Origin of the sequence: Oceanicola sp. S124, from assembly GCF_000220565.1 — a bacterium.
Classification (GTDB): Bacteria; Pseudomonadota; Alphaproteobacteria; order Rhodobacterales; family Rhodobacteraceae; genus Pseudooceanicola.
In genome coordinates this window covers 1-20,284 of sequence record NZ_AFPM01000180.1, presented here as the reverse complement: position 1 = coordinate 20,284, position 20,284 = coordinate 1, and the positions used below count along the sequence as shown (strand labels likewise).

General features: G+C 66.9%; 16 protein-coding genes. 14 read left to right on the top strand and 2 right to left on the bottom strand.

Annotated elements, in window-relative coordinates; genetic code table 11:
- The first annotated feature begins 147 nt into the window (after positions 1-147).
- The 8 genes from guaB (at position 148) to OS124_RS0112735 (ending at position 9,371) form a co-directional block, all read left to right on the top strand.
- Positions 148-1,596: an IMP dehydrogenase gene (gene guaB / locus OS124_RS0112770; RefSeq protein ID WP_010140072.1), complete on the top strand. Its 1,449-nt coding sequence runs from the start codon at positions 148-150 to the stop codon at positions 1,594-1,596.
- 165 nt (positions 1,597-1,761) lie between these two features.
- Entirely contained in the window at positions 1,762-2,454 is a 693-nt protein-coding gene (locus tag OS124_RS0112765) for an HAD family hydrolase (protein WP_010140071.1), read from the top strand.
- A 15-nt stretch (positions 2,455-2,469) separates the two neighbouring features.
- Complete coding sequence (locus OS124_RS0112760) at positions 2,470-3,426, top strand: sugar-binding transcriptional regulator (RefSeq protein ID WP_010140070.1); 957 nt, start codon at positions 2,470-2,472, stop codon at positions 3,424-3,426.
- Between the two features lie 157 nt (positions 3,427-3,583).
- Positions 3,584-4,888 carry an ABC transporter substrate-binding protein gene (locus OS124_RS0112755; RefSeq protein ID WP_010140069.1) on the top strand — a complete coding sequence of 435 codons (1,305 nt, stop codon included), beginning with the start codon at positions 3,584-3,586 and terminating at the stop codon, positions 4,886-4,888.
- 101 nt (positions 4,889-4,989) lie between these two features.
- The gene (locus OS124_RS0112750) at positions 4,990-5,862 is read left to right on the top strand and encodes a carbohydrate ABC transporter permease (protein ID WP_010140068.1); all 873 of its coding nucleotides are present in this window, start codon (positions 4,990-4,992) and stop codon (positions 5,860-5,862) included.
- Positions 5,863-5,982: 120 nt separating this feature from the next.
- Positions 5,983-6,813, top strand: coding sequence for a carbohydrate ABC transporter permease (locus tag OS124_RS0112745; RefSeq protein WP_029375405.1), 831 nt, complete (start codon positions 5,983-5,985; stop codon positions 6,811-6,813).
- A 39-nt stretch (positions 6,814-6,852) separates the two neighbouring features.
- On the top strand, positions 6,853-7,857 hold the full coding sequence (locus OS124_RS0112740) for an ABC transporter ATP-binding protein (RefSeq protein WP_010140066.1): 1,005 nt from the start codon (positions 6,853-6,855) through the stop codon (positions 7,855-7,857).
- A 50-nt stretch (positions 7,858-7,907) separates the two neighbouring features.
- Positions 7,908-9,371, top strand: coding sequence for a mannitol dehydrogenase family protein (locus OS124_RS0112735; RefSeq protein ID WP_010140065.1), 1,464 nt, complete (start codon positions 7,908-7,910; stop codon positions 9,369-9,371).
- Positions 9,372-9,432: 61 nt separating this feature from the next.
- On the opposite strand, the gene OS124_RS0112730 is transcribed toward OS124_RS0112735, so the two are convergent.
- Positions 9,433-10,359, bottom strand: a complete 927-nt coding sequence (locus OS124_RS0112730; protein ID WP_010140064.1) for a carbohydrate kinase family protein — start codon at positions 10,357-10,359, stop codon at positions 9,433-9,435.
- An 802-nt stretch (positions 10,360-11,161) separates the two neighbouring features.
- Between OS124_RS0112730 and OS124_RS0112725 the strand changes: the two genes are divergently transcribed.
- From OS124_RS0112725 to OS124_RS0112715, 3 genes are all read left to right on the top strand, one after another.
- Positions 11,162-12,574: an FAD-binding oxidoreductase gene (locus OS124_RS0112725; RefSeq protein ID WP_010140063.1), complete on the top strand. Its 1,413-nt coding sequence runs from the start codon at positions 11,162-11,164 to the stop codon at positions 12,572-12,574.
- A complete protein-coding gene (locus OS124_RS0112720) occupies positions 12,571-13,737 on the top strand; it encodes an RsmB/NOP family class I SAM-dependent RNA methyltransferase (protein WP_010140062.1) in 1,167 nt (388 codons plus the stop codon). Before OS124_RS0112725 ends, OS124_RS0112720 begins: the two co-directional genes overlap by 4 nt.
- A gap of 192 nt (positions 13,738-13,929) precedes the next feature.
- Positions 13,930-16,254, top strand: a complete 2,325-nt coding sequence (locus tag OS124_RS0112715) for a hybrid sensor histidine kinase/response regulator (protein ID WP_010140060.1) — start codon at positions 13,930-13,932, stop codon at positions 16,252-16,254.
- Positions 16,255-16,336: 82 nt separating this feature from the next.
- Here the strand turns inward: OS124_RS0112715 and OS124_RS0112710 are convergent, their stop codons facing one another.
- Positions 16,337-16,945, bottom strand: coding sequence for a sulfotransferase family 2 domain-containing protein (locus OS124_RS0112710; RefSeq protein ID WP_010140058.1), 609 nt, complete (start codon positions 16,943-16,945; stop codon positions 16,337-16,339).
- 179 nt (positions 16,946-17,124) lie between these two features.
- On the opposite strand from OS124_RS0112710, the gene recA reads away from it, so the two are divergent.
- From recA to alaS, 3 genes are all read left to right on the top strand, one after another.
- Complete coding sequence (gene recA / locus OS124_RS0112705; protein WP_010140057.1) at positions 17,125-18,198, top strand: recombinase RecA; 1,074 nt, start codon at positions 17,125-17,127, stop codon at positions 18,196-18,198.
- A 232-nt stretch (positions 18,199-18,430) separates the two neighbouring features.
- Positions 18,431-18,970 (top strand): DM9 repeat-containing protein, encoded by a 540-nt coding sequence (locus OS124_RS0112700; protein WP_010140056.1) that lies wholly within the window; start codon positions 18,431-18,433, stop codon positions 18,968-18,970.
- A gap of 162 nt (positions 18,971-19,132) precedes the next feature.
- Positions 19,133-20,284 (top strand): alanine--tRNA ligase (alaS, locus tag OS124_RS0112695; RefSeq protein ID WP_010140055.1); only part of this gene is annotated, 1,152 nt, incomplete at its 3' end.

The window sequence follows — 20,284 nt, the reverse complement described above, 5'->3', positions numbered from 1 at the left end:
AGAGAGGCGGGGTGACGATGGGGACGATCCGGCGGCGAGGATCGCAGCGCAGAGGTGCAACTGTCCGGGGCGCCGCTTTTCGCCTTTCCCCTCCCCGGCAGACATGCAATAGGGGGGCGCCAAGTGATCATGCCATGGAGATACCCGATGGAGATTCGCGAGGCTCTCACCTTCGATGATGTTCTGCTCGTTCCTGCTGCTTCCTCGGTGCTGCCCAGCACCGCCGATACGCGGACACGGGTCACCAAGCGGATTTCCATGAATATCCCGCTGCTCAGCTCGGCCATGGATACCGTGACCGAGGCCCGAATGGCCATCACCATGGCCCAGGCCGGCGGGATCGGGGTGATCCACAAGAACCTCGACGTGGAACGCCAGGCCCAGGAAGTGCGCCGGGTCAAGCGGTTCGAATCGGGGATCGTCTACAATCCAGTCACCCTGCGCCCCGATCAGACCCTGGCCGACGCCAAGGCGCTGACGGAACGCTACGGCTTCACCGGCTTCCCGGTGGTCGACGAGAACCACCGCGTGGTCGGCATCGTCACCAACCGCGACATGCGCTTCGCCCAGAAGGACGAGACCCCGGTGCGGGTGATGATGACCAGTGACCGGCTGGCCATCCTGCACGAACCGGCGGACCGTCAGCAGGCCATCGACATGATGCGCGAACGGCGGATCGAGAAGCTGCTGGTCACCGACCGCGAGGGCAAGCTGACCGGCCTGCTGACGCTGAAGGATACCGAGAAGGCCGTTCTGAACCCGACAGCCTGCAAGGACGACCTGGGCCGACTGCGCGTGGCCGCCGCCACCTCGGTGGGGGACTCGGGCTACGAACGGTCCGAAGCGCTGGTCGATGCGCAGGTCGATATCCTGGTGGTCGACACCGCCCATGGTCACAGCGCCGGGGTCATCGACGCCGTGCGCCGTGCCAAGCGGCTGTCCAACGACGTGCAGGTGATCGCCGGCAACGTGGCCACCGCCGAGGCCACCCGGGCGCTGATCGACGCGGGCGCGGATGCGGTCAAGGTCGGCATCGGGCCGGGCTCGATCTGCACCACCCGCATGGTGGCCGGTGTCGGCGTGCCTCAGCTGACCGCCATCATGGATTGCGCCCGCGCCGCCGGTGACGTGCCGGTGATCGCGGATGGCGGCATCAAGTTCTCGGGCGATTTCGCCAAGGCGATTGCCGCCGGCGCCTCCTGCGCCATGGTCGGCAGCATGATCGCGGGCACCGACGAGAGCCCGGGCGAGGTCATCCTTTACCAGGGTCGTTCGTTCAAGAGCTACCGTGGCATGGGCTCGTTGGGGGCCATGGCGCGCGGCTCGGCGGATCGCTACTTCCAGAAGGATGCGGCCAGCGACAAGCTGGTGCCGGAAGGCATCGAGGGCCAGGTGCCCTACAAGGGCGCCGCAGGCGCGGTGATCCACCAGCTGGTCGGCGGTCTGCGCGCGGCCATGGGCTATACCGGCTGCGCCACCGTCGAGGAGATGCGGCAGAACTGCTCCTTCGTGAAAATCACCGGCGCGGGCCTTTCCGAAAGCCACGTCCACGACGTGCAGATCACCCGCGAAAGCCCGAACTACCGCATCGGCTGATCGCGCCGCACTGATGACATCGACAGAGGCGGTCCCCCGGGGCCGCCTCTTGCCATTTGACGGCCCGGGTCAATCGGGGCGGGGCCTTGCACCGGGCGGGGGAACGGGGCATCACCGGCCCAACGGGACACGCGCAAGGGGGAGAGCAGCGTGAAAGGTTCGACCATGGCCGAGGAGACCGCCCTGCCGCCTGCGGGCAGCTTCGAGCTGGTGATCTTCGACTTCGACGGCGTGCTGGTGGACAGCGAGGTTATCAGTGCGCGGATGCTGGTGGCCGAGTTGGCCCTGCATGGCATCACGGTCGACCTGGCCTATATCGCGCGGCATTTCCTCGGCAGGTCCTATCCGGTGGTCCTGGCGCAGATCCGCGCCGAGTTCGGTATCGACCTGCCCGAGGGCTTCGAGGCTGCCTACCGCGCCCGCCTGCTTTCGGCCTTCGAGGCCGAGCTGCGCGTCATGCCCGGGGTGGTCCCCGTGCTGGAGCGGTTGCGGGTGCCCTTCTGCATCGCCACCTCGTCCTCCGAACCCCGCCTGAAGCGCTCGATGGAGATCGCCGGGCTGACTGATCACTTCGGCGCGCGCTACACCACCGCCTCGGAGGTCGCGCGCGGCAAGCCGGCGCCGGACCTGTTCCTGCGCGCCGCCGAGAAGGCGGGGGTGGATCCCGCCGCCTGCCTGGTGATCGAGGACAGCCTGCCGGGCATCCGCGCCGCGCGCGCGGCGGGCATGGAGGTCTGGCATTTCCGCGGCGGCAGCCACCTCGACGGGCTTGACCTCACGGCAGAGTTGCGGCTGGCCCCCAAGAGGATCTTTGCAGATTTCTCCTGGATGCCGCACATTGCTCCGGATCTATTTTAGGGAAACTGGCTCGATATGGCGGCAGGCAACGGCGACGAGGATCGGGGACGCAAGGATGATGCGGCCCGCGCGGCATGGCTCTACTACGTCGGCGGGATGCGGCAGGACCGGATCGCCGAAGAGTTGGGGATCTCGCGCCAGGGGGCGCAGCGGCTGGTGGCCCGCGCGGCGCAGGAAGGCATGATCCGTGTCCGCATCGAGCATCCCATCGCCGCCTGCCAGCAGATGGGCCGCGAGCTGTGCCAGCGCCACGGCCTTGAGATGGCGCGCATCGCGCCCAGCCTGCGCGGTGCCGGGGACTGGCTGAAGGCGATCACGCCGCTGGCGGCGGGATACCTGGAAAGCTTCTTCACCCGCGAGGCCCCGCAGGTCGTCGGCCTGGGCACCGGGCGGACGCTGAAGGCGGTGGCGGACGAGATGCAGGCGCTGGATGGCTCGGCGCACAAGCTGGTCTCGCTGATCGGCAACGTTGCCCCGGACGGTTCTGCCAGCTTCTACGAGGTGGTCATGCGATTCGCCGATCGCACCAAGGCGGCGCACTATCCGATGTCGGTCCCGGTCATGGCGCGGGACGAGGAAGAGCTGGCGTTGTACCAATCCCTGCCGCATGTGCGAAGTGCCCGCGCCCTGGCCGAGACCGCCGACACGGTGATCGTCGGCATCGGCCAGATGGCCGATGATGCCCCGCTGTTCGTCGACGGGTTCATCACCTGCGACGAGCTGGAGAGCCTGCGCGCGGCGGGCGCGGCGGGCGAGATCTGCGGCCATGTCTTCGACGGGCAGGGGCGGTATCTCGACCATGCGGTCAATCGCATGATGGTGGGCGTGCAGGTGCCGGTGAGCGCCGGCAAGACCCTCTGCATCGCCGGTGGCCCGACCAAGATCACGGCCCTGCGCGCGGCGCTGAAGGGCGGGTTGATCACCGGGCTGATCACCGACGAGGACACCGCCGAGGCCCTCCTGGCGGACTGATCCCGCTTCTTTCCCACGTTGATCGACCTGCCGGCTTCTCTGCGCTGCGGCGTTGAAAGTCTCTTGACTTGTCCTGTGGTCTCGTGTGGGTAATGGCTCATGACTTGGGCAGTTGCTCACCGCGCTGCCTGGTTGTGACCACTGGGAGGAAAATTCCATGACCTTTACACTCCGGGCCGGGCTGCTTGCCTGCGCCGCCGGTGCCCTGACCGCATCCGCGGCCTCGGCCGAGACCATCACCATCGCCACCGTCAACAACGGCGACATGATCCGCATGCAGAAGCTGACGGATGATTTCACCGCCAAGAACCCCGGCATCGAGCTGGAGTGGGTGACCCTGGAAGAGAACGTGCTGCGCCAGCGCGTCACCCAGGACATCGCCACCAACGGCGGCCAGTTCGACGTCATGACCATCGGCACCTACGAGGTTCCGATCTGGGCCGGCCAGGACTGGCTGGTGCCGCTGACCGACATGCCCGAAGGCTATGACGCCGACGATATCCTGCCCGCCATCGCCGGCGGCCTGACCACCGACGGCACCCTCTATGCCGCGCCCTTCTACGGCGAAAGCTCGATGGTCATGTACCGCAAGGACCTGATGGAGGCCGCGGGGCTGGAGATGCCCGACGCCCCCACCTGGGACTTCATCAAGGAAGCCGCCGCCGCCATGACCGAAGGCGACGTCTACGGCATCTGCCTGCGCGGCAAGGCCGGCTGGGGCGAGAACATGGCCTTCCTGACCGCCATGGCGAACTCGTACGGGGCGCGCTGGTTCGACGAGGAATGGAACGCGCAGTTCGACCAGCAGGCCTGGAAGGACACGCTGACCGACTATCTCGACCTGATGAACAACTACGGTCCTCCGGGCGCGTCCTCGAACGGCTTCAACGAGAACCTGGCTCTGTTCCAGCAAGGCAAGTGCGGCATGTGGATCGACGCCACCGTGGCGGCCTCCTTCGTGACCAACCCCGCCGACAGCACCGTGGCCGACAAGGTCGGCTTCGCCCTGGCGCCCGACAAGGGTCTTGGCAAGCGCGGCAACTGGCTCTGGGCCTGGAACCTGGCGATCCCCGCCGGCTCCGAGAAGACCGAGGCCGCCAAGGCCTTCGTGGCCTGGGCCACCAGCAAGGAATACACCGAGCTGGTCGCGGCGAACGAAGGCTGGGCCAATGTTCCCCCGGGCACCCGCACCTCGCTCTATGAGAACCAGGAGTATCTGGATGCGGCGCCCTTCGCGGAAATGACGCTGGAGTCGATCAACGCGGCCGACCCGCAGAACCCGACCGTCGATCCGGTTCCCTACGTCGGCGTGCAGTTCGTGGCGATCCCCGAGTTCCAGGGCATCGGCACCGCTGTCGGCCAGCAGTTCTCGGCGGCGCTTGCCGGCCAGATCTCGGCCGAGGAAGCCCTGGACAACGCCCAGAAGCTGACCACCCGCGAGATGCAGCGCTCGGGCTACTGATCCCGGCGTGACGGGCAGGGCGGGCCTTCGGGCTTGCCCTGCCGCCCCCGATCCAACCAGGATCGGGCATCTGATCCAGTCTACTTTCGAAGGGGCGACCCATGGCGACCCAGCATTCCCGCGCCGCCGCGCGGCTGATGATCTCACCCTCCGTGCTGCTGCTTCTGGGATGGATGCTCATCCCGCTGGGGATGACGATCTACTTCTCCCTGCTGCGCTACAACCTGCTGATGCCCGGCAACAACCCCTACGTGGGCTGGGAAAACTACAAGTACTTCCTGACCGATCCGGCCTTCACCGCGGCCATCGTCAACACCCTGCTGCTGGTTGGTGGCGTGCTGCTGATCACCGTGGTGGGCGGCGTCCTGCTGGGCCTGCTGCTGGACCAGCCGATGTGGGGCCAGGGGATCGTGCGCATCCTCGTCATCGCGCCCTTCTTCGTCATGCCCACCGTCTCGGCGCTGGTCTGGAAGAACATGTTCATGAACCCGGTCAACGGGCTCTTTGCCTACCTGGCGCAGTTCCTCGGGCTCGAGCCCTTCGACTTCCTCGCCCAGGCGCCGCTGATGTCGATCATCGGCATCGTCAGCTGGCAATGGCTGCCCTTCGCGACGCTGATCCTGCTGACCGCCATGCAGTCGCTGGACCGCGAGCAGCTGGAGGCCGCCGAGATGGATGGCGCCGGGCCCTTCTCGCGCTTCTTCTACATCGTCGTGCCGCACCTGGCGCGCGCAGTGACCGTTGTGGTGCTGATCCAGACCATCTTCCTGCTTTCGGTCTTCGCCGAGATCCTGGTGACCACCAACGGCGGGCCGGGCAATGCCTCGACCAACCTGACCTACCTCGTCTACGCCGAGAGCCTGCTGCGCTTCGATGTCGGCACCGGGTCCGCGGGCGGCGTGGTGGCCATCGTGCTGGCCAATATCGTGGCGATCTTCCTGATGCGGATGATCGGCAAGAACCTGGAGGCATGACCATGGCCCAGGTCAACCAACAGCCGGGGAAGGAGGGGCGCGGCCCCTCCACGCCCGCGGCGCAGTCACCCCGGCATCATTCCGGCAAGCTGAAAGACCATGTCTGCGGGAGGGCAAACCATGGCGCGTAGGGTAAGCACGCAACGGATGGCGTTGAACACCGCCGTCGCCTGGGTGATCGGTCTGCTGATCTTCTTCCCGATCCTGTGGACCATCCTGACCAGCTTCAAGACCGAGGCCCAGGCAATCGCCGATCCGCCGATCTTCCTCGGCTTCAACTGGACCTTCGAGAACTACATCGAGGTGCAGGAGCGGTCGAACTACTTCCGCCACTTCGTGAACTCGGTGGTGATCTCGGTCGGCTCGACCCTGCTGGGCCTGGTGATCGCGGTGCCCGCGGCCTGGGCCATGGCCTTCGTGCCGGGCAAGCGCACCAAGGACGTGCTGATGTGGATGCTGTCCACCAAGATGCTGCCGCCGGTCGGGGTGCTGGTGCCGATCTACCTGATGTTCCGCACCCTGGGGCTGCTGGACACCAAGCTGGGCCTGGTCATCGTGCTGACGCTGATCAACCTGCCGATCATCATCTGGATGCTCTACACCTACTTCCGCGAAATCCCGGGCGAGATCCTGGAAGCCGCGCGGATGGACGGGGCGACCCTGCGGGGCGAGGTGGTGCACGTGCTGTTGCCGATGGCGGTGCCGGGCATGGCCTCGACCGTGCTGCTGAACATCATCCTGGCCTGGAACGAAGCCTTCTGGACGCTGAACCTGACGGCGGCCAAGGCGGCGCCGCTGACGGCCTTCATCGCCTCCTACTCGTCTCCCGAGGGGCTGTTCTACGCCAAGCTCTCGGCCGCCTCCACCATGGCCATCGCGCCGATCCTCATCATGGGCTGGTTCAGCCAGAAACAGCTCGTCCGCGGCCTGACCTTTGGTGCCGTCAAGTAAAGAACGCCCTGCAAGGGTCTGAAGATAAAGGACAAGAACATGGGACGTATCACGCTGGACAAGGTGACCAAGTCTTTCGGGGATATCGAGGTGATCCCGCCTCTGGACCTGACCATCGACGAGGGCGAGTTCGTCGTCTTCGTCGGCCCCTCGGGCTGCGGCAAGTCCACGCTGTTGCGGCTGATCGCGGGGCTGGAAGATGTCAGTAGCGGCCAGATCCGCATCGACCGCGAGGACGCCACGCATCTGCCCCCCGCCAAGCGCAAGCTGGCGATGGTGTTCCAGAGCTACGCGCTTTACCCGCACATGTCGGTGCGCAAGAACATCGCCTTCCCGCTGAAGATGGCGGGCATGAGCAAGGAAGAGCAGGACAAGCGGGTCGACTATGCCGCCCAGGTCCTGAACCTCAGCGACTACATTGACCGCAAGCCCGGCCAGCTCTCGGGCGGCCAGCGGCAGCGGGTCGCCATCGGTCGGGCCATCGTGCGCGAACCGGCGGCCTTCCTCTTCGACGAACCACTGTCGAACCTCGACGCAGCGCTGCGGGTGAACATGCGCCTGGAGATCTCGGAGCTGCACACCAAGCTGAAGACCACCATGGTCTATGTCACCCACGACCAGGTCGAGGCCATGACCATGGCCGACAAGATCGTCGTGCTGCAGGCCGGCCGGATCGAACAGGTCGGCAGCCCGCTGGAGCTTTACCGCGCGCCGCGCAACCGCTTCGTCGCGGGGTTCATCGGCTCGCCCAAGATGAACTTCATCACCGGCGAAGAGGCCGCAAAGCATGGCGCCCATGAAATCGGCGTCCGCCCCGAGCACCTGCAGCCCTCGACCGAGAGCGGCATCTGGAAGGGCACCGTCGGCGTCGGCGAGCACCTGGGCAGCGACACCTTCCTGCACGTCCACGACACCGGCCTGGCCGAGACCATCACCGTGCGCGCCAGTGGCGAGATGGCCCTGCGCCATGGGGACACGATCTGGCTGACCCCCGAGGCCGACAAGATCCACAAGTTCGACGCCGCAGGCCTGCGGATCGAGTGACCAGACCTGCCGGGCCACGTGCCCGGCGGCACATCAGACATGAGGCAGAGATGAAACTCTCCGACACTGCACTGGGCAGCCTTTCCCCTGAGGTCGCCCGGCCCGGATATGATCGCGCCGCGCTTTCCCATGGCATCGTCCATGTGGGGCTGGGCAACTTCCACCGCGCCCATCAGGCCGTCTACCTGGATGACCTCTTCGCGCTTGGCGAGGATCACGACTGGGCCATCACCGGCGCGGGTGTCCGTGCCACCGATGCCGCGATGCGCGAGGCGCTGAAGGCGCAGGATTGCCTGTCGACCGTGATCGAGCTGGACCCCGAGGGCGCCCGCGCCCGGGTCATCGGCGCGATGACCGACTTTCTGCCAGTCGAAGAGGGCAACGGCGCGCTGATCGCGAAGATGGCCGATCCTGCGACCCGCATCGTCTCTCTCACCGTGACCGAGGGCGGCTACTTCGTCTCGGCCGAGACCGGCACCTTCGATCCCTCGCACCCCGAGATCCGCGCCGATGCGGCCCGCGCCGATGCGCCCCATACGGTCTTCGGCGCCATCGTCGCCGCGCTGAAGCTGCGCCGCGCGGCCGGCGTCGATCCCTTCACCGTGATGTCCTGCGACAACCTGCCGGGCAACGGCGAGGTGACCCGCGATGCCGTCGTCGGTTTCGCCCAGCTGGTCGACCTGGAGCTGGCGGACTGGATCGAGGGGCAGGTGGCCTTCCCCAATGGCATGGTCGACCGCATCACCCCTGCCACCGGCGACCGTGAGCGTGCCCTTGCCGCAAGCCTCGGCCTGGAAGACCCGGTGCCCGTCACCTGCGAGCCCTTCCGCCAGTGGGTGCTTGAGGACAGCTTCCCCCTGGGCCGTCCGGCGCTGGAAAAGGTCGGCGTGACCTTCACCGATGACGTGCATGTCTACGAGCGGATGAAGATCCGCATCCTCAATGGGGGTCATGCACTGATCGCCTATCCGGCGGCCCTGCTGGGCATCGGGATGGCACATGAAGCCATGGCGCATCCGCTGGTCCATGCCTTCTTCCGCAAGGTCGAAGAGCAGGAGATCCTGCCCCATGTCCATCCGGTGCCCGAATACGACCCCGCGACCTATCTCGACCTGATCGACGCCCGCTTCTCGAACCCGGCGGTCGAGGACACCACGCGGCGGCTCTGTCTCGACGGCTCGAACCGGCAGCCGAAATTCATCGTGCCCTCGATCCGCGACGGGCTGGAGGCCGGTGCCCCCGTCGAGGGGCTGGCGCTGATCTCGGCGCTCTGGGCGCGCTACTGCCAGGGGGTGCTTGAGGACGGCACGCCCGTCGCGCCGAACGATCCCAACTGGGAGGCGCTGGTGATCCGCGCCGAGCAGGCCAGGCTGCGCCCCGGCGCCTGGCTGGACATGCGCGAGGTCTATGGCGATCTCGGGACGCAACCGCGCTTTGCAGGGGCTTTCGCGAAATGGTTCGAAATCGTCAACAAGGATGGCGTCAGCGCAGCCCTTGAAGCTTTCATCGCCTAGGCCGTTCGGGAAATTCTGAAACGGCCGATCTTGCGGAAAGGGCGCCTTCGGGCGCCCTTCTTCAGTCGAGCTCCCTGGCCCAGGGCGGGTTGGCCCCGGCGCGCGAGACGGTGATCGCCGCCACCCGCGCGCCATGATCCAGCGCGGCACGGAGGGCGTCTTCCGGGATCTCGCGGATGGCGGACTTGGTCAGGAAGCCCATCTCGGACAGCTTGGCCAGCACGCCCGCGTTGAAGGTATCGCCGGCACCCACCGTGTCGACGACCGTCGCCTTGCGGGCCGGTACGCTGGTCTCGCCACCGCCGAAGAAGGCCGTGGCCCCCTCGGCGCCGCGCGTCAGGATTACCAGCGCCCCGGTCTCGGCACGCAGGGCGCGAGCCTTGGCCTCGGGCGTATCGGGGCCGTCGCGCAGCCAGTCCAGGTCCTCGTCCGAGATCTTGATGATGTCGGCCTGCGCCAGCATCCGCGCCATGCGGTCGCGGAAGGCCTCGGCATCGCGGATGAAGCCGGGGCGGATGTTGGGGTCGATCATCACCAGCCGCTGCCCGGCCTCGCGGGCACAGAGCGCGGCATAGGTTTCGGCGCCAGGTTCGACCGCAAGGGAAATGCCGCCGAAGTAGAGCGCCGTGCAGGCCTCGGGGATGGCGGGCAGGTCAGCCGGGGCGATCATGCGGCCGGCAGAATTTTCGTCGTGGAAAGAATAGGTTGCGCTGCCATTTTTCAGCATCACATAGGCCATGGTCGTCGGCCTGTCCGAACGGATCAGCAGGTCGGTGCCGACCTGCGAGGCGGCCAGCCCCTCGGCCAGCCGGGTGCCGAAGAGATCGGTCGAGATGCCCGAGATCATCGCCACATCGGCCCCGAGCCGTCCAAGCGCGACGGCCGTATTGAACACCGCACCCCCGGTATGGGGCACATAGGCATCCTCGCCCGCGGCGGTCGTGGCGGGGATCATGTCGATCAGGGCTTCGCCGCAACATATCAGCATTCGGGGCTCCTCGGAAAGCATGGAAACGAGTCGAAAGACGGGGCGTTTGTTCTTGGAAACACTTAAAGACTTCCGCTTCGGGGGTCGAGAGGAATGGCAGGCCACATGTGATTTCCAGCCGGGGCGGGAGTGGTCTTCCAAATATCCGGCGCGGCCTGTGGATAAGTCTGGGGAATTTTCGGAGACTTTCCCCAGGGCCCTGTGAGCGTCGCACGGCGGACTTGTGGATGGATTTTCGGGGCAGGATCGCTTCTTTCGCGAGGAAACCGAAAGGGCTTGCTGTGTGATGCTTGTAATAAAGTGATTTATATCAGTGTGATAAGGGATTTTCGGCATTTATGTTCACGCCTCGTTCCGTCTTGCCTTCCAGTGTGCCCGTTTCCCTGCTGCGGCGGCTTACTCAGCGTAAGTCTTCGGGGGCGGCTTGTGGATAAAAGTGCATAACTTTCTTCGCCAGGCTGTTCGACAGCTTCAGGCGAGACCGGAAGTTCAGAGAATTGCAGGTCTCTGCCGGATGAAGACCCCTGGTAGGAGGGAGTGTCCGGCGTGGTACTCCGCTAGTTCGAAAGATTAGGAACGATTTGTAAGTATATGTAAACAATTATTTTTCAAATGCGTCGCCGGATCGCGTCTTGTTGCCGGACAGGAAGCGGTTTCCTCGGGCCCGCTGTCGGGCCACCCTGCGCGGCTTGCGGTCCGGTCCGAAAGCACCTGCGCTTGCGCCCTTCCATGGCCGGCGGTAGGGAAAGGCTCTGCCGGAGCTGCTGCAATGCCCCGGCCGGATCCAGCACCGGAGGACAAGATGACCCTGCAGGCGACAGAGACGACACCCCCCTCCGAGGCGATCGCGGCAGTACATGCGGCGCTGTCGGATCTGCTGGGCGACCGGCTGCAGACCGGGCAGGCGCTGCGCGAGCAGCATGCCAATACTGCCACTGGACGCGGTACTCAGGCGCCCGACATGGTCGCCTGGCCCGAGACTACCGAAGAGGTCTCTCGGATCCTGCGCCTGTGCTGGGACCATGCGGTGCCGGTCATTCCCTTCGGCGCGGGCTCGTCGCTGGAAGGCCAGCTGAATGCGCCGCGCGGGGGCCTGTCGCTGGACATGTCCCGGATGGCTCGGGTGCTGGAGGTCCGCGACGAAGACCTGCTGGCCGTCGTGCAGCCCGGCATCACCCGCAAGCGGCTGAACGAAGAGTTGCGCGCCACCGGCCTGACCTTTCCCATCGACCCCGGGGCCGATGCATCGGTCGGCGGCATGTGCGCGACCCGTGCCTCGGGCACCAATGCGGTGCGCTATGGGACCATGGCTGACAATGTGCGGGCGCTCGAGGTCGTGCTGGCCGACGGGACGGTGATCCGCACCGGCTCTCGCGCGGCCAAGTCGGCGGCGGGCTATGACCTGACGCGGCTGATGATCGGCTCGGAAGGGACCCTTGGCGTGATCACCGAGGCGACGCTGCGCCTGCGCGGCATCCCCGAGACCGTGCTGGGCGGGATCGCTGCCTTCCCGGATCTGGACAGCGCCGTCTCTGCCGTCATCCTGCTGGTCCAGATGGGTCTGGACATCGGCCGGGTCGAGCTGCTGGACGCGATGCAGATCCGCGCCTGCAACGCCTATTCCAAGCTGGACCTTGAAGAGACCGTGACGCTGTTCTTCGAATGCACCGGCTCCGAGGCGGTGGCGAAGGACACCGCCGAGACCTTTGCCGAACTGGCCCGCGACGCCGGCGCCACCCATATCGACTGGTCGAGCGATCCCGACACCCGCAACAGGCTGTGGCAGGCGCGCCATGACAGCTACTGGGCGGCGCTGGCGCTGAGGCCGGGGTGCAAGGGGCTGGTCAGCGACGCCTGCGTGCCGATCTCGGCGCTGGCCGAGAACATCGCCGCTGCGCAGGCCGACCTGCAGGCCAGGGGGCTGATCGGCACGATCCTCGGCCATGTCGGTGACGGCAACTTCCACGTCGTCCTGATGACCGATCCCGAGGATGCCGACGAAGCCGCGCAGGTCGAGGACTTCCTGCATGGCATCACCCTGCGCGCCCAGGCGGCGGGGGGCACCTGCACGGGCGAGCATGGCATCGGGCAGGGCAAGATGTCTGCGCTGGCCGAAGAGGCCGGCCCGGCGATTGCCGTCATGCGGGCGGTGAAACTGGCGCTCGATCCGAAGAACATCCTGAACCCCGGCAAGATCTTCGAGGTGACGGCATGACCCCGGCGGCCCGTCTCGCGGCGGCGGCAGAGATCCTCGACCAGGTGCTGGCCGGAGAGGCCGCCGAGAAGGCGCTGACCGGCTGGGCACGCGGGGCGCGCTATGCCGGATCGAAGGACCGCGCGGCGATCCGCGACCATGTCTTCGACGCGCTGCGCTGCCTGACCTCCTTTGCCGCGCTCGGCGGCGGGCAGACGGGACGGGGGCTGATGCTGGGGATGCTGCGCGCCGAGGGCCGCGACCCGGGCGCGCTGTTCACCGGCGAGGGGCATGCGCCCGCGCCGCTCTCCGAGGCCGAGGGCCAGCCCGGCGAACTGCCGCAGGACGCTGCCGCCCGTCTGGACATTCCCGCCTGGGTCTGGCCCCAGTTCACGGCCTCCCTCGGCGATCGGGCGGAGGCGGTCGCCGAGGTCATGCGGTCCCGCGCGCCGGTCTTCATCCGGGTCAACCGGGCCCTGACCACCCGCGCCGCCCTGGTCGACGCGCTGGCCGAAGAGGGCATCACCGCCCGGCCGGTCGACCTGGCCCGGGGCGCGCTGGAGGTCACGGAAGGGGCGCGCAGGCTGCAACGCACCGCCGCCTACGAGGATGGCCGCTTCGAGATGCAGGATGCCGCCAGCCAGGCGATCTGCGAGGCGGTGCCGCTTGCCGACGGGATGCGGGTGCTGGACTATTGCGCCGGTGGCGGTGGCAAGTCGCTGGCGCTTGGCGCGCGGGCCGAGCTGCGCCTGTTCGCCCATGACATCGCGCCGCAACGGATGAAGGACCTGCCGGCGCGGGCCCGGCGGGCCGGTCTGCGGGTCAGCCTGCTGGACACCGACAAGGTCGCCGGACAGGGCCCCTATGACCTTGTCTTCTGCGATGTGCCCTGTTCCGGCAGCGGCGCCTGGCGCCGCGCGCCCGAGGGCAAGTGGCGGCTGGATGCCGCGCGGCTGGACGAGCTGGTGACGATCCAGGCCGGCATCCTCGACCTGACCGCGCCGCTGGTCGCGCCCGGCGGGCGGCTGGCCTATGCGACCTGTTCCCTCTTCGAGGCCGAGAACGCGGCCCAGATCGCCGCCTTCCTCGCGCGCGCGCCGGGCTGGCGGCAAGAGCAGAGCCTGGCCCTGACACCGCTGGACGGCGGCGACGGCTTCTTCCTGTCCCAGCTGGTCCGGGCGTGATCCTGCCGCCAGACCCGAGCCCGGCAATCCCGCCCCGCCCCCATGCAACCTTTGGACGAATGGGCCCCTCCACCCGCATCTGTTAACCTTCGCTTAATCCTTTGCGGATCACAGTGGCGCGGAAACGGGGGCCTTGGGGCCGCGTGGCGGGCATGGGGCCGGCCCCTGCGGCCCGAGGTGCAGGAGGGACGCTTGGCTCAGGCTGGGGCGGGGCAGGGACAGCTGGAACTGGCACGGCGCGGCATCACCGCGCGGGGCCAGGCCCTGTTGGTGCTGGCCTTCCTCTTCGTGGCCTCGGCGGCGCTGCTGCCCGACCCGATGCTGTCGCTGGCGATGTTGTCCAGTGGCCTCTGCCTGGCGGCGCTGGTGCTGGTGGTCAGCCGCCTCGGCCCGGCGCAGCCCGAGGCCCCGGCCGCTGCCGAGGATCTGCAAGGCCTGCTGGATGGCGATCCCGCGCCCTCGCTGATCACCGACCCGGACGGAGAGATCCTCTTTGCCAATCGCGTTGCGCGTGCCGGGCTGGACGAGGCGGGGGCCACCACCATCGAGATGGCCCTGGCGCGGCGGCTGAATGCGGCGGATGCGGTGGTGCGCCGGCTGCTGGTGGCGCTGCGCCGCGATGGCGCGGCCAGCGAGGACCTGGTCACCCCGACCGGGCACCTGCGGCTCAGCGTGCAGGCGCTGGCGGCGGGGCAGGCGCTGTGGCGGGTCGAGGATCTTGCCGCCACCGGGGCAGAGGGCGAGGGCGGTCAGTTGCCCGTGGTCACCCTGGGGCGGGGCGATGTCATCCTCTTCATGAATTCGGCGGCGCGCATGCTGGCGGGGGGACGCCCCCGGCGGCTTGAGGACCTGGTGCTCGAAGGGTCGCAGGGCCGGGGCGGGCGGGTGCTGATCCGCACCGGCGAGGGCACCGAGGAACGTCGCATGACCGAAATCTCGCGCAGCCCGGGACGCCGCGAGGTGCTGCTGCTGCCGGCTGAAGCCGGTGCCGAACCGGGCGCCGAGGAAGAGGCCGGGACGATCTGGTCCATGGCCGACGCCCTGCCGGTGCCGATCCTGCGCCTCTCGGTCAGCGGCAAGATCGAGCTGGCCAATGCCGCCGCCTGTCACCTGCTGTCGATCCCCGCCCGTCCCGAGCTGGAGCTGGGCGACCTTATGGAGGGGCTGGGCCGCTCGATCCGGGAATGGCTCTCCGAGGCGGCCTCGCAGCCGGTGGAGAGCCCCTCGAAGCCGCGCTCGGAATTCCTGCGGCTGTCGCGCTCCGAGATCGAGGTCTTCGTGCAGGTGGCGGTCAAGCCGATGCCCTTCGACGGGCGGGTGGCGCTGATTGCAGTGCTGTCGGATGCGACAGAGCTGAAGACGCTCGAAGCCCAGTTCGTGCAGAGCCAGAAGATGCAGGCCATCGGCCAGCTTGCCGGCGGCGTGGCCCATGATTTCAACAACCTGCTGACCGCGATCACCGGTCATTGCGACCTGCTGCTGCTGCGCCATGACCAGGGCGACCCGGATTTCGGCGATCTCATCCAGATCAACCAGAACGCCAACCGCGCAGCGGCGCTGGTCGGCCAGTTGCTGGCCTTCTCGCGCAAGCAGACCCTGCGCCCCGAGCCGCTGGACCTGCGCGATACCCTGTCCGACCTGACCCACCTGCTGAACCGCCTGGTGGGCGAGAAGGTGACGCTGTCGCTGTCGCATGATCCGGTGCTGCCGCAGATCCGCGCCGACAAGCGCCAGCTGGAACAGGTGCTGATGAACCTCGTGGTGAATGCCCGCGACGCCATGCCCGAGGGCGGAGAGATCCGTATCACCACCGAGGTGCTGCTGCTGGAGGAAGAGATGCACCGCGATCGCGCGGTGGTGGCGCCGGGCGAATATGTCTCGGTCAAGGTCGATGACACCGGCTGCGGGATCCCACCCGACAAGCTGCCCAAGGTCTTCGAGCCCTTCTTCACCACCAAGCGCGTCGGCGAGGGCACCGGCCTGGGCCTGTCGACCGCCTATGGCATCATCAAGCAGTCGGGGGGCTTCATCTTCGTCGATAGCGCGCCCGGGGCCGGCACCTCCTTCACCCTGCTGTTCCCGGCCCGCGACATGGCCGAACCCGAGGTCGAGCTGCTGCCGCCGCCGCCCGCCGAAGAGGCGGTGGCCCGCGCCGACGGCGTGGTGCTGCTGGTCGAGGACGAGGCGCCGGTGCGCGCCTTCGCCAGCCGCGCGCTGCGCCTGCGAGGCTACACGGTGCTGGAAGCCGAGAACGCGGAAGAGGCGCTGGAAACGCTGGAGAGCACGGACCAGAAGATCGACGTCTTCGTCACCGATGTGATCATGCCCGGGATGGACGGCCCGACCTGGGTGCGCGAGGCTCTGAAAAGCCATCCCGATACCCGCGTCGTCTTCGTGTCAGGTTATGCCGAGGACAGCTTTGCCGAATCCGCCACCAAGATCCCCAATTCGATCTTCCTGCCGAAGCCCTTCTCGCTGGCAGAGCTGACCGAGACGGTGCGCCGCCAGATGGTCTGATCCGGCCGATGGCGCGCGCCGGGCCCGACGATCAGGGGGGGGGGGGCGTGACGTGGTCCTCCGGCGATCGGGGGGCTTGCCGTCAGGGCGTCTGTCGGGCGGGGATCGCCTCCCACAGGTCGAACTCGGCCGCGCATTTGCGTCGCAGCTTGCGCTCCACCTCGGGCGACAGGCTGAGCTGCATCCCGGGCGAGACATTCTCCCGTGCGGTCTCGATCCGGGTCTCGAGGCGCGCTTCGAGGAAGGCACGCAGCCCGTCTTGGTCCTCGTAGCGGAACAACGTCGTGGCGGCGGTGCCATTTCCGGCGGGTTCGAGGAACTTGGCCTGGCTGCCGACATTGGCGAAACCCGGCCGCTTGCCCTGGGTGTAGGCCTCGACAAAGGCGTCGAAGCTGATCCCCTCGGTCGAGTTGGGCTTGCCCTGCATGAAGGGCCGCTGGCGGAAGCGGTACCACGAGCCGAGCCAGGACACCGGCTCGCGCACCACGGCGAGCACCTCGAGGTTTTCGCCGACGAACTTGTCCAGCATCGGGCGGAAGAAGCGGTTGTAGCGGTAGACCGGCGCATGCTTCAGCTCGGGCGGGTTCGACACATGGATGTCGGCGAGGGGGGCGAGGGCAGATTCGTAGGCCGTCGTGCCCGTCTTCGGGACCGAGAGGAACACCAGTCGCGCCTTGGAAAATACCAGCATTTCCTAACCCTTAGCCCTGTTTCGCAAGGGTAAACTACTCTTTAACCAACCTCGCGCAAAGTCGCGGCGTGAAGAATTTTATTGAAATGTTCTTCTTTTGCCCCCATACCTCGGGAACAAGAGGCGAACATCGGCAGTGATTGCCGCCCCTCCCGGGGTGTGAAATAAGGGTGCAAACAATGGCAACGGCAGATCTACTTTCCATGAACGGCAAGAAAGACCCCAACAAGCAGAAGGCGCTGGAATCGGCGCTGTCGCAGATCGAACGCCAGTTCGGCAAGGGCTCGATCATGAAGCTGGGCGGCAAGGATGCCATCCAGGAGATCGAGGCGACCTCGACCGGCTCTCTCGGTCTCGACATCGCGCTTGGCATCGGCGGCCTGCCCAAGGGGCGGATCGTGGAAATCTACGGCCCCGAGAGCTCGGGCAAAACGACGCTCACGCTGCACTGCGTGGCCGAGGAACAGAAGAAGGGCGGCGTCTGCGCCTTCGTCGACGCCGAACATGCGCTGGATCCTCAATATGCCCGCAAGCTGGGCGTCGACCTGGACGAGCTGCTGATCTCGCAGCCCGACACCGGCGAACAGGCGCTGGAGATCACCGATACGCTGGTGCGTTCGGGGGCGGTCTCGATGGTCATCGTCGACTCGGTCGCGGCACTGACGCCGAAGTCGGAGCTGGAAGGCGACATGGGCGACAGCTCTGTCGGTGTCCATGCGCGCCTGATGTCCCAGGCGATGCGCAAGCTGACCGGCTCGATCAGCCGGACCAAGTGCACGGTGATCTTCATCAACCAGATCCGCATGAAGATCGGCGTGATGTTCGGCAGCCCCGAAACTACCACCGGCGGCAACGCGCTGAAGTTTTATAGCTCGGTCCGCCTGGATATCCGCCGCATCGGCTCGATCAAGGACCGCGATGAGGTGGTCGGCAACACCACCCGCGTCAAGGTGGTCAAGAACAAGGTGGCCCCGCCCTTCAAGCAGGTCGAATTCGACATCATGTACGGCGAGGGCATCTCGAAGATGGGCGAGCTGATCGACATGGGCGTCAAGGCCGGTGTCGTCGAGAAGTCGGGCAGCTGGTACAGCTACGGCGACGAGCGGATCGGCCAGGGGCGCGAGAATGCCAAGACCTTCCTGCGCGAGAACCCCGATATCTCGTTCGAGATCGAGGACAAGATCCGCGCCGCCCACGGGCTGGATTTCGGCGAGGGCTACAAGGAAGAAGATGACGACGTGATGGAGGGCTGAGGCCCGCGACGTCGCGGCTTGCGCGGGCCTGGTCCCGACAGTGAAGCCGGAGCTTCGGAAAGGGCGGCCTTCGGGTCGCCCTTTTTCCTTTCGCGGCGGTATCCGGTCGCCCTCGGAGGGCTGCGCAGATCAGGCGTGGGTGCATTCTGTTCCCCGCTCCAATGTATTTGCCCTAAGCTGGCATGGCGCGTGGCGGAGGTCCGCCCCGGGAATTTCGATCAAGGAACTTTTCATGATGACGATGACTGCCCTCGCCGTTGCGGCGCTGCTGATGGCACCGGTCGGGGCGGAGCTGGCCCTGGCGCCTGCGGCTGCCAAAGATCAGGTGACCCAGGTGAAGACGGATCTCTACTGGCTTGCGGCCTCCGGGGGCCGGGAATTCGACGGGCCTTGGGCCCAGGGACGGGAAAGCAACGGCGAGTCCCTCTATGTCTGCGCGGTCGAGGCCTTCGGCGGGCGCCACGCCGGCAAGGCGCGCCCCGGCCTCGACGGATGCCACTTTGGCCACAACGGCCGGGAATACAAGCTCTCGACCTACGAGGTCCTGATCAACGATCCAGGCAGCTGGCGCTACCACACCCCGCGCGCGCCCATTCCGGACGGCGCCTTCCAGATCGGCCATGAGGCCGACATGACGCCGCTCTATCTCTGCCTCGCGGAGTACAGGGGCGGGTATCAACCGGGCGAGATCGGCGCGCACACCAAGGGCTGCAGGATCGGCTACAGTGGAAAGGAGCTTAAGATCCGGGTTTACCAGCTCTACGTCGATTGACCGGCAGGGCCAGGGCGGGCGTTCCTGGTGTCCTACCGTCACCGGGAAGCCGCCGAATCCCTGTCCCGGGGGCGCCGGGGGCGGTAGACACTCCCCCTCGCGCCCGCTAAATCAGCGGAACCGTCAGGCAACCGGGACATAACGGAACAAGGGCCGCCAAGAATGAAGACGCTGAACGAAATCCGCTCGACCTTCCTCAACTACTTCGAGAAGCAGGGGCACACCGTCGTGCCTTCCTCTCCGCTGGTTCCCCGGAACGACCCGACGCTGATGTTCGCGAACTCGGGCATGGTGCAGTTCAAGAACTGCTTCACCGGCGTCGAGAAACGCGACTACGTGCGCGCCACCACGGCGCAGAAATGCGTCCGCGCCGGCGGCAAGCACAACGACCTCGACAACGTGGGCTATACCGCCCGCCACCACACCTTCTTCGAGATGCTGGGCAACTTCAGCTTCGGCGACTACTTCAAGTCCGAAGCCATCCCCTTCGCCTGGGAACTGGTGACCAAGCATTTCGACATCTCGCCCGAGCGTCTCTACACCACCGTCTATCACACCGATGACGAGGCCTTCGAGCTGTGGAAGAAGATCGGCGTGCCCGAAAGCCGGATCATCCGCATCGCCACCTCAGACAACTTCTGGCAGATGGGCCCGACCGGCCCCTGCGGCCCCTGCACCGAGATCTTCTTCGACCATGGCGAGAAGTTCTGGGGTGGCCCTCCGGGTTCGCCCGAAGAGGATGGCGACCGCTTCATCGAGATCTGGAACGTCGTCTTCATGCAGAACGAGCAGTTCGAGGACGGCTCCATGCGGGCGCTGGACATGCAGTCCATCGACACCGGCATGGGCATCGAACGGGTCGCGGCGCTGCTGCAGGGCACCAATGACAACTATGCCACCGACCTGATGCGCTCGCTGATCGAGGCTTCGGCCAATGCGACCAGCTCTGACCCCGATGGCCCCGGCAAGACCCATCACCGGGTGATCGCCGACCACCTGCGCTCGACCTCCTTCCTGATCGCCGATGGCGTGATGCCCTCCAACGATGGCCGTGGCTACGTGCTGCGCCGCATCCTGCGCCGCGCCGCCCGCCACGCGCACCTGCTGGGCGTGCAGGATCCGCTGATGCACCGCCTGGTGCCCGAGCTGGTCCGTCAGATGGGTGAGGCCTATCCCGAGCTGCGCGAGGCACAGCCGCTGATCGAGGAAACGCTGAAGCTGGAAGAGACCCGCTTCCGCCAGACCCTCGACCGCGGCCTGAAGCTGCTGGACGAAGAGCTGACCGGCCTGCCCGAAGGGGCAGAGCTGCCGGGC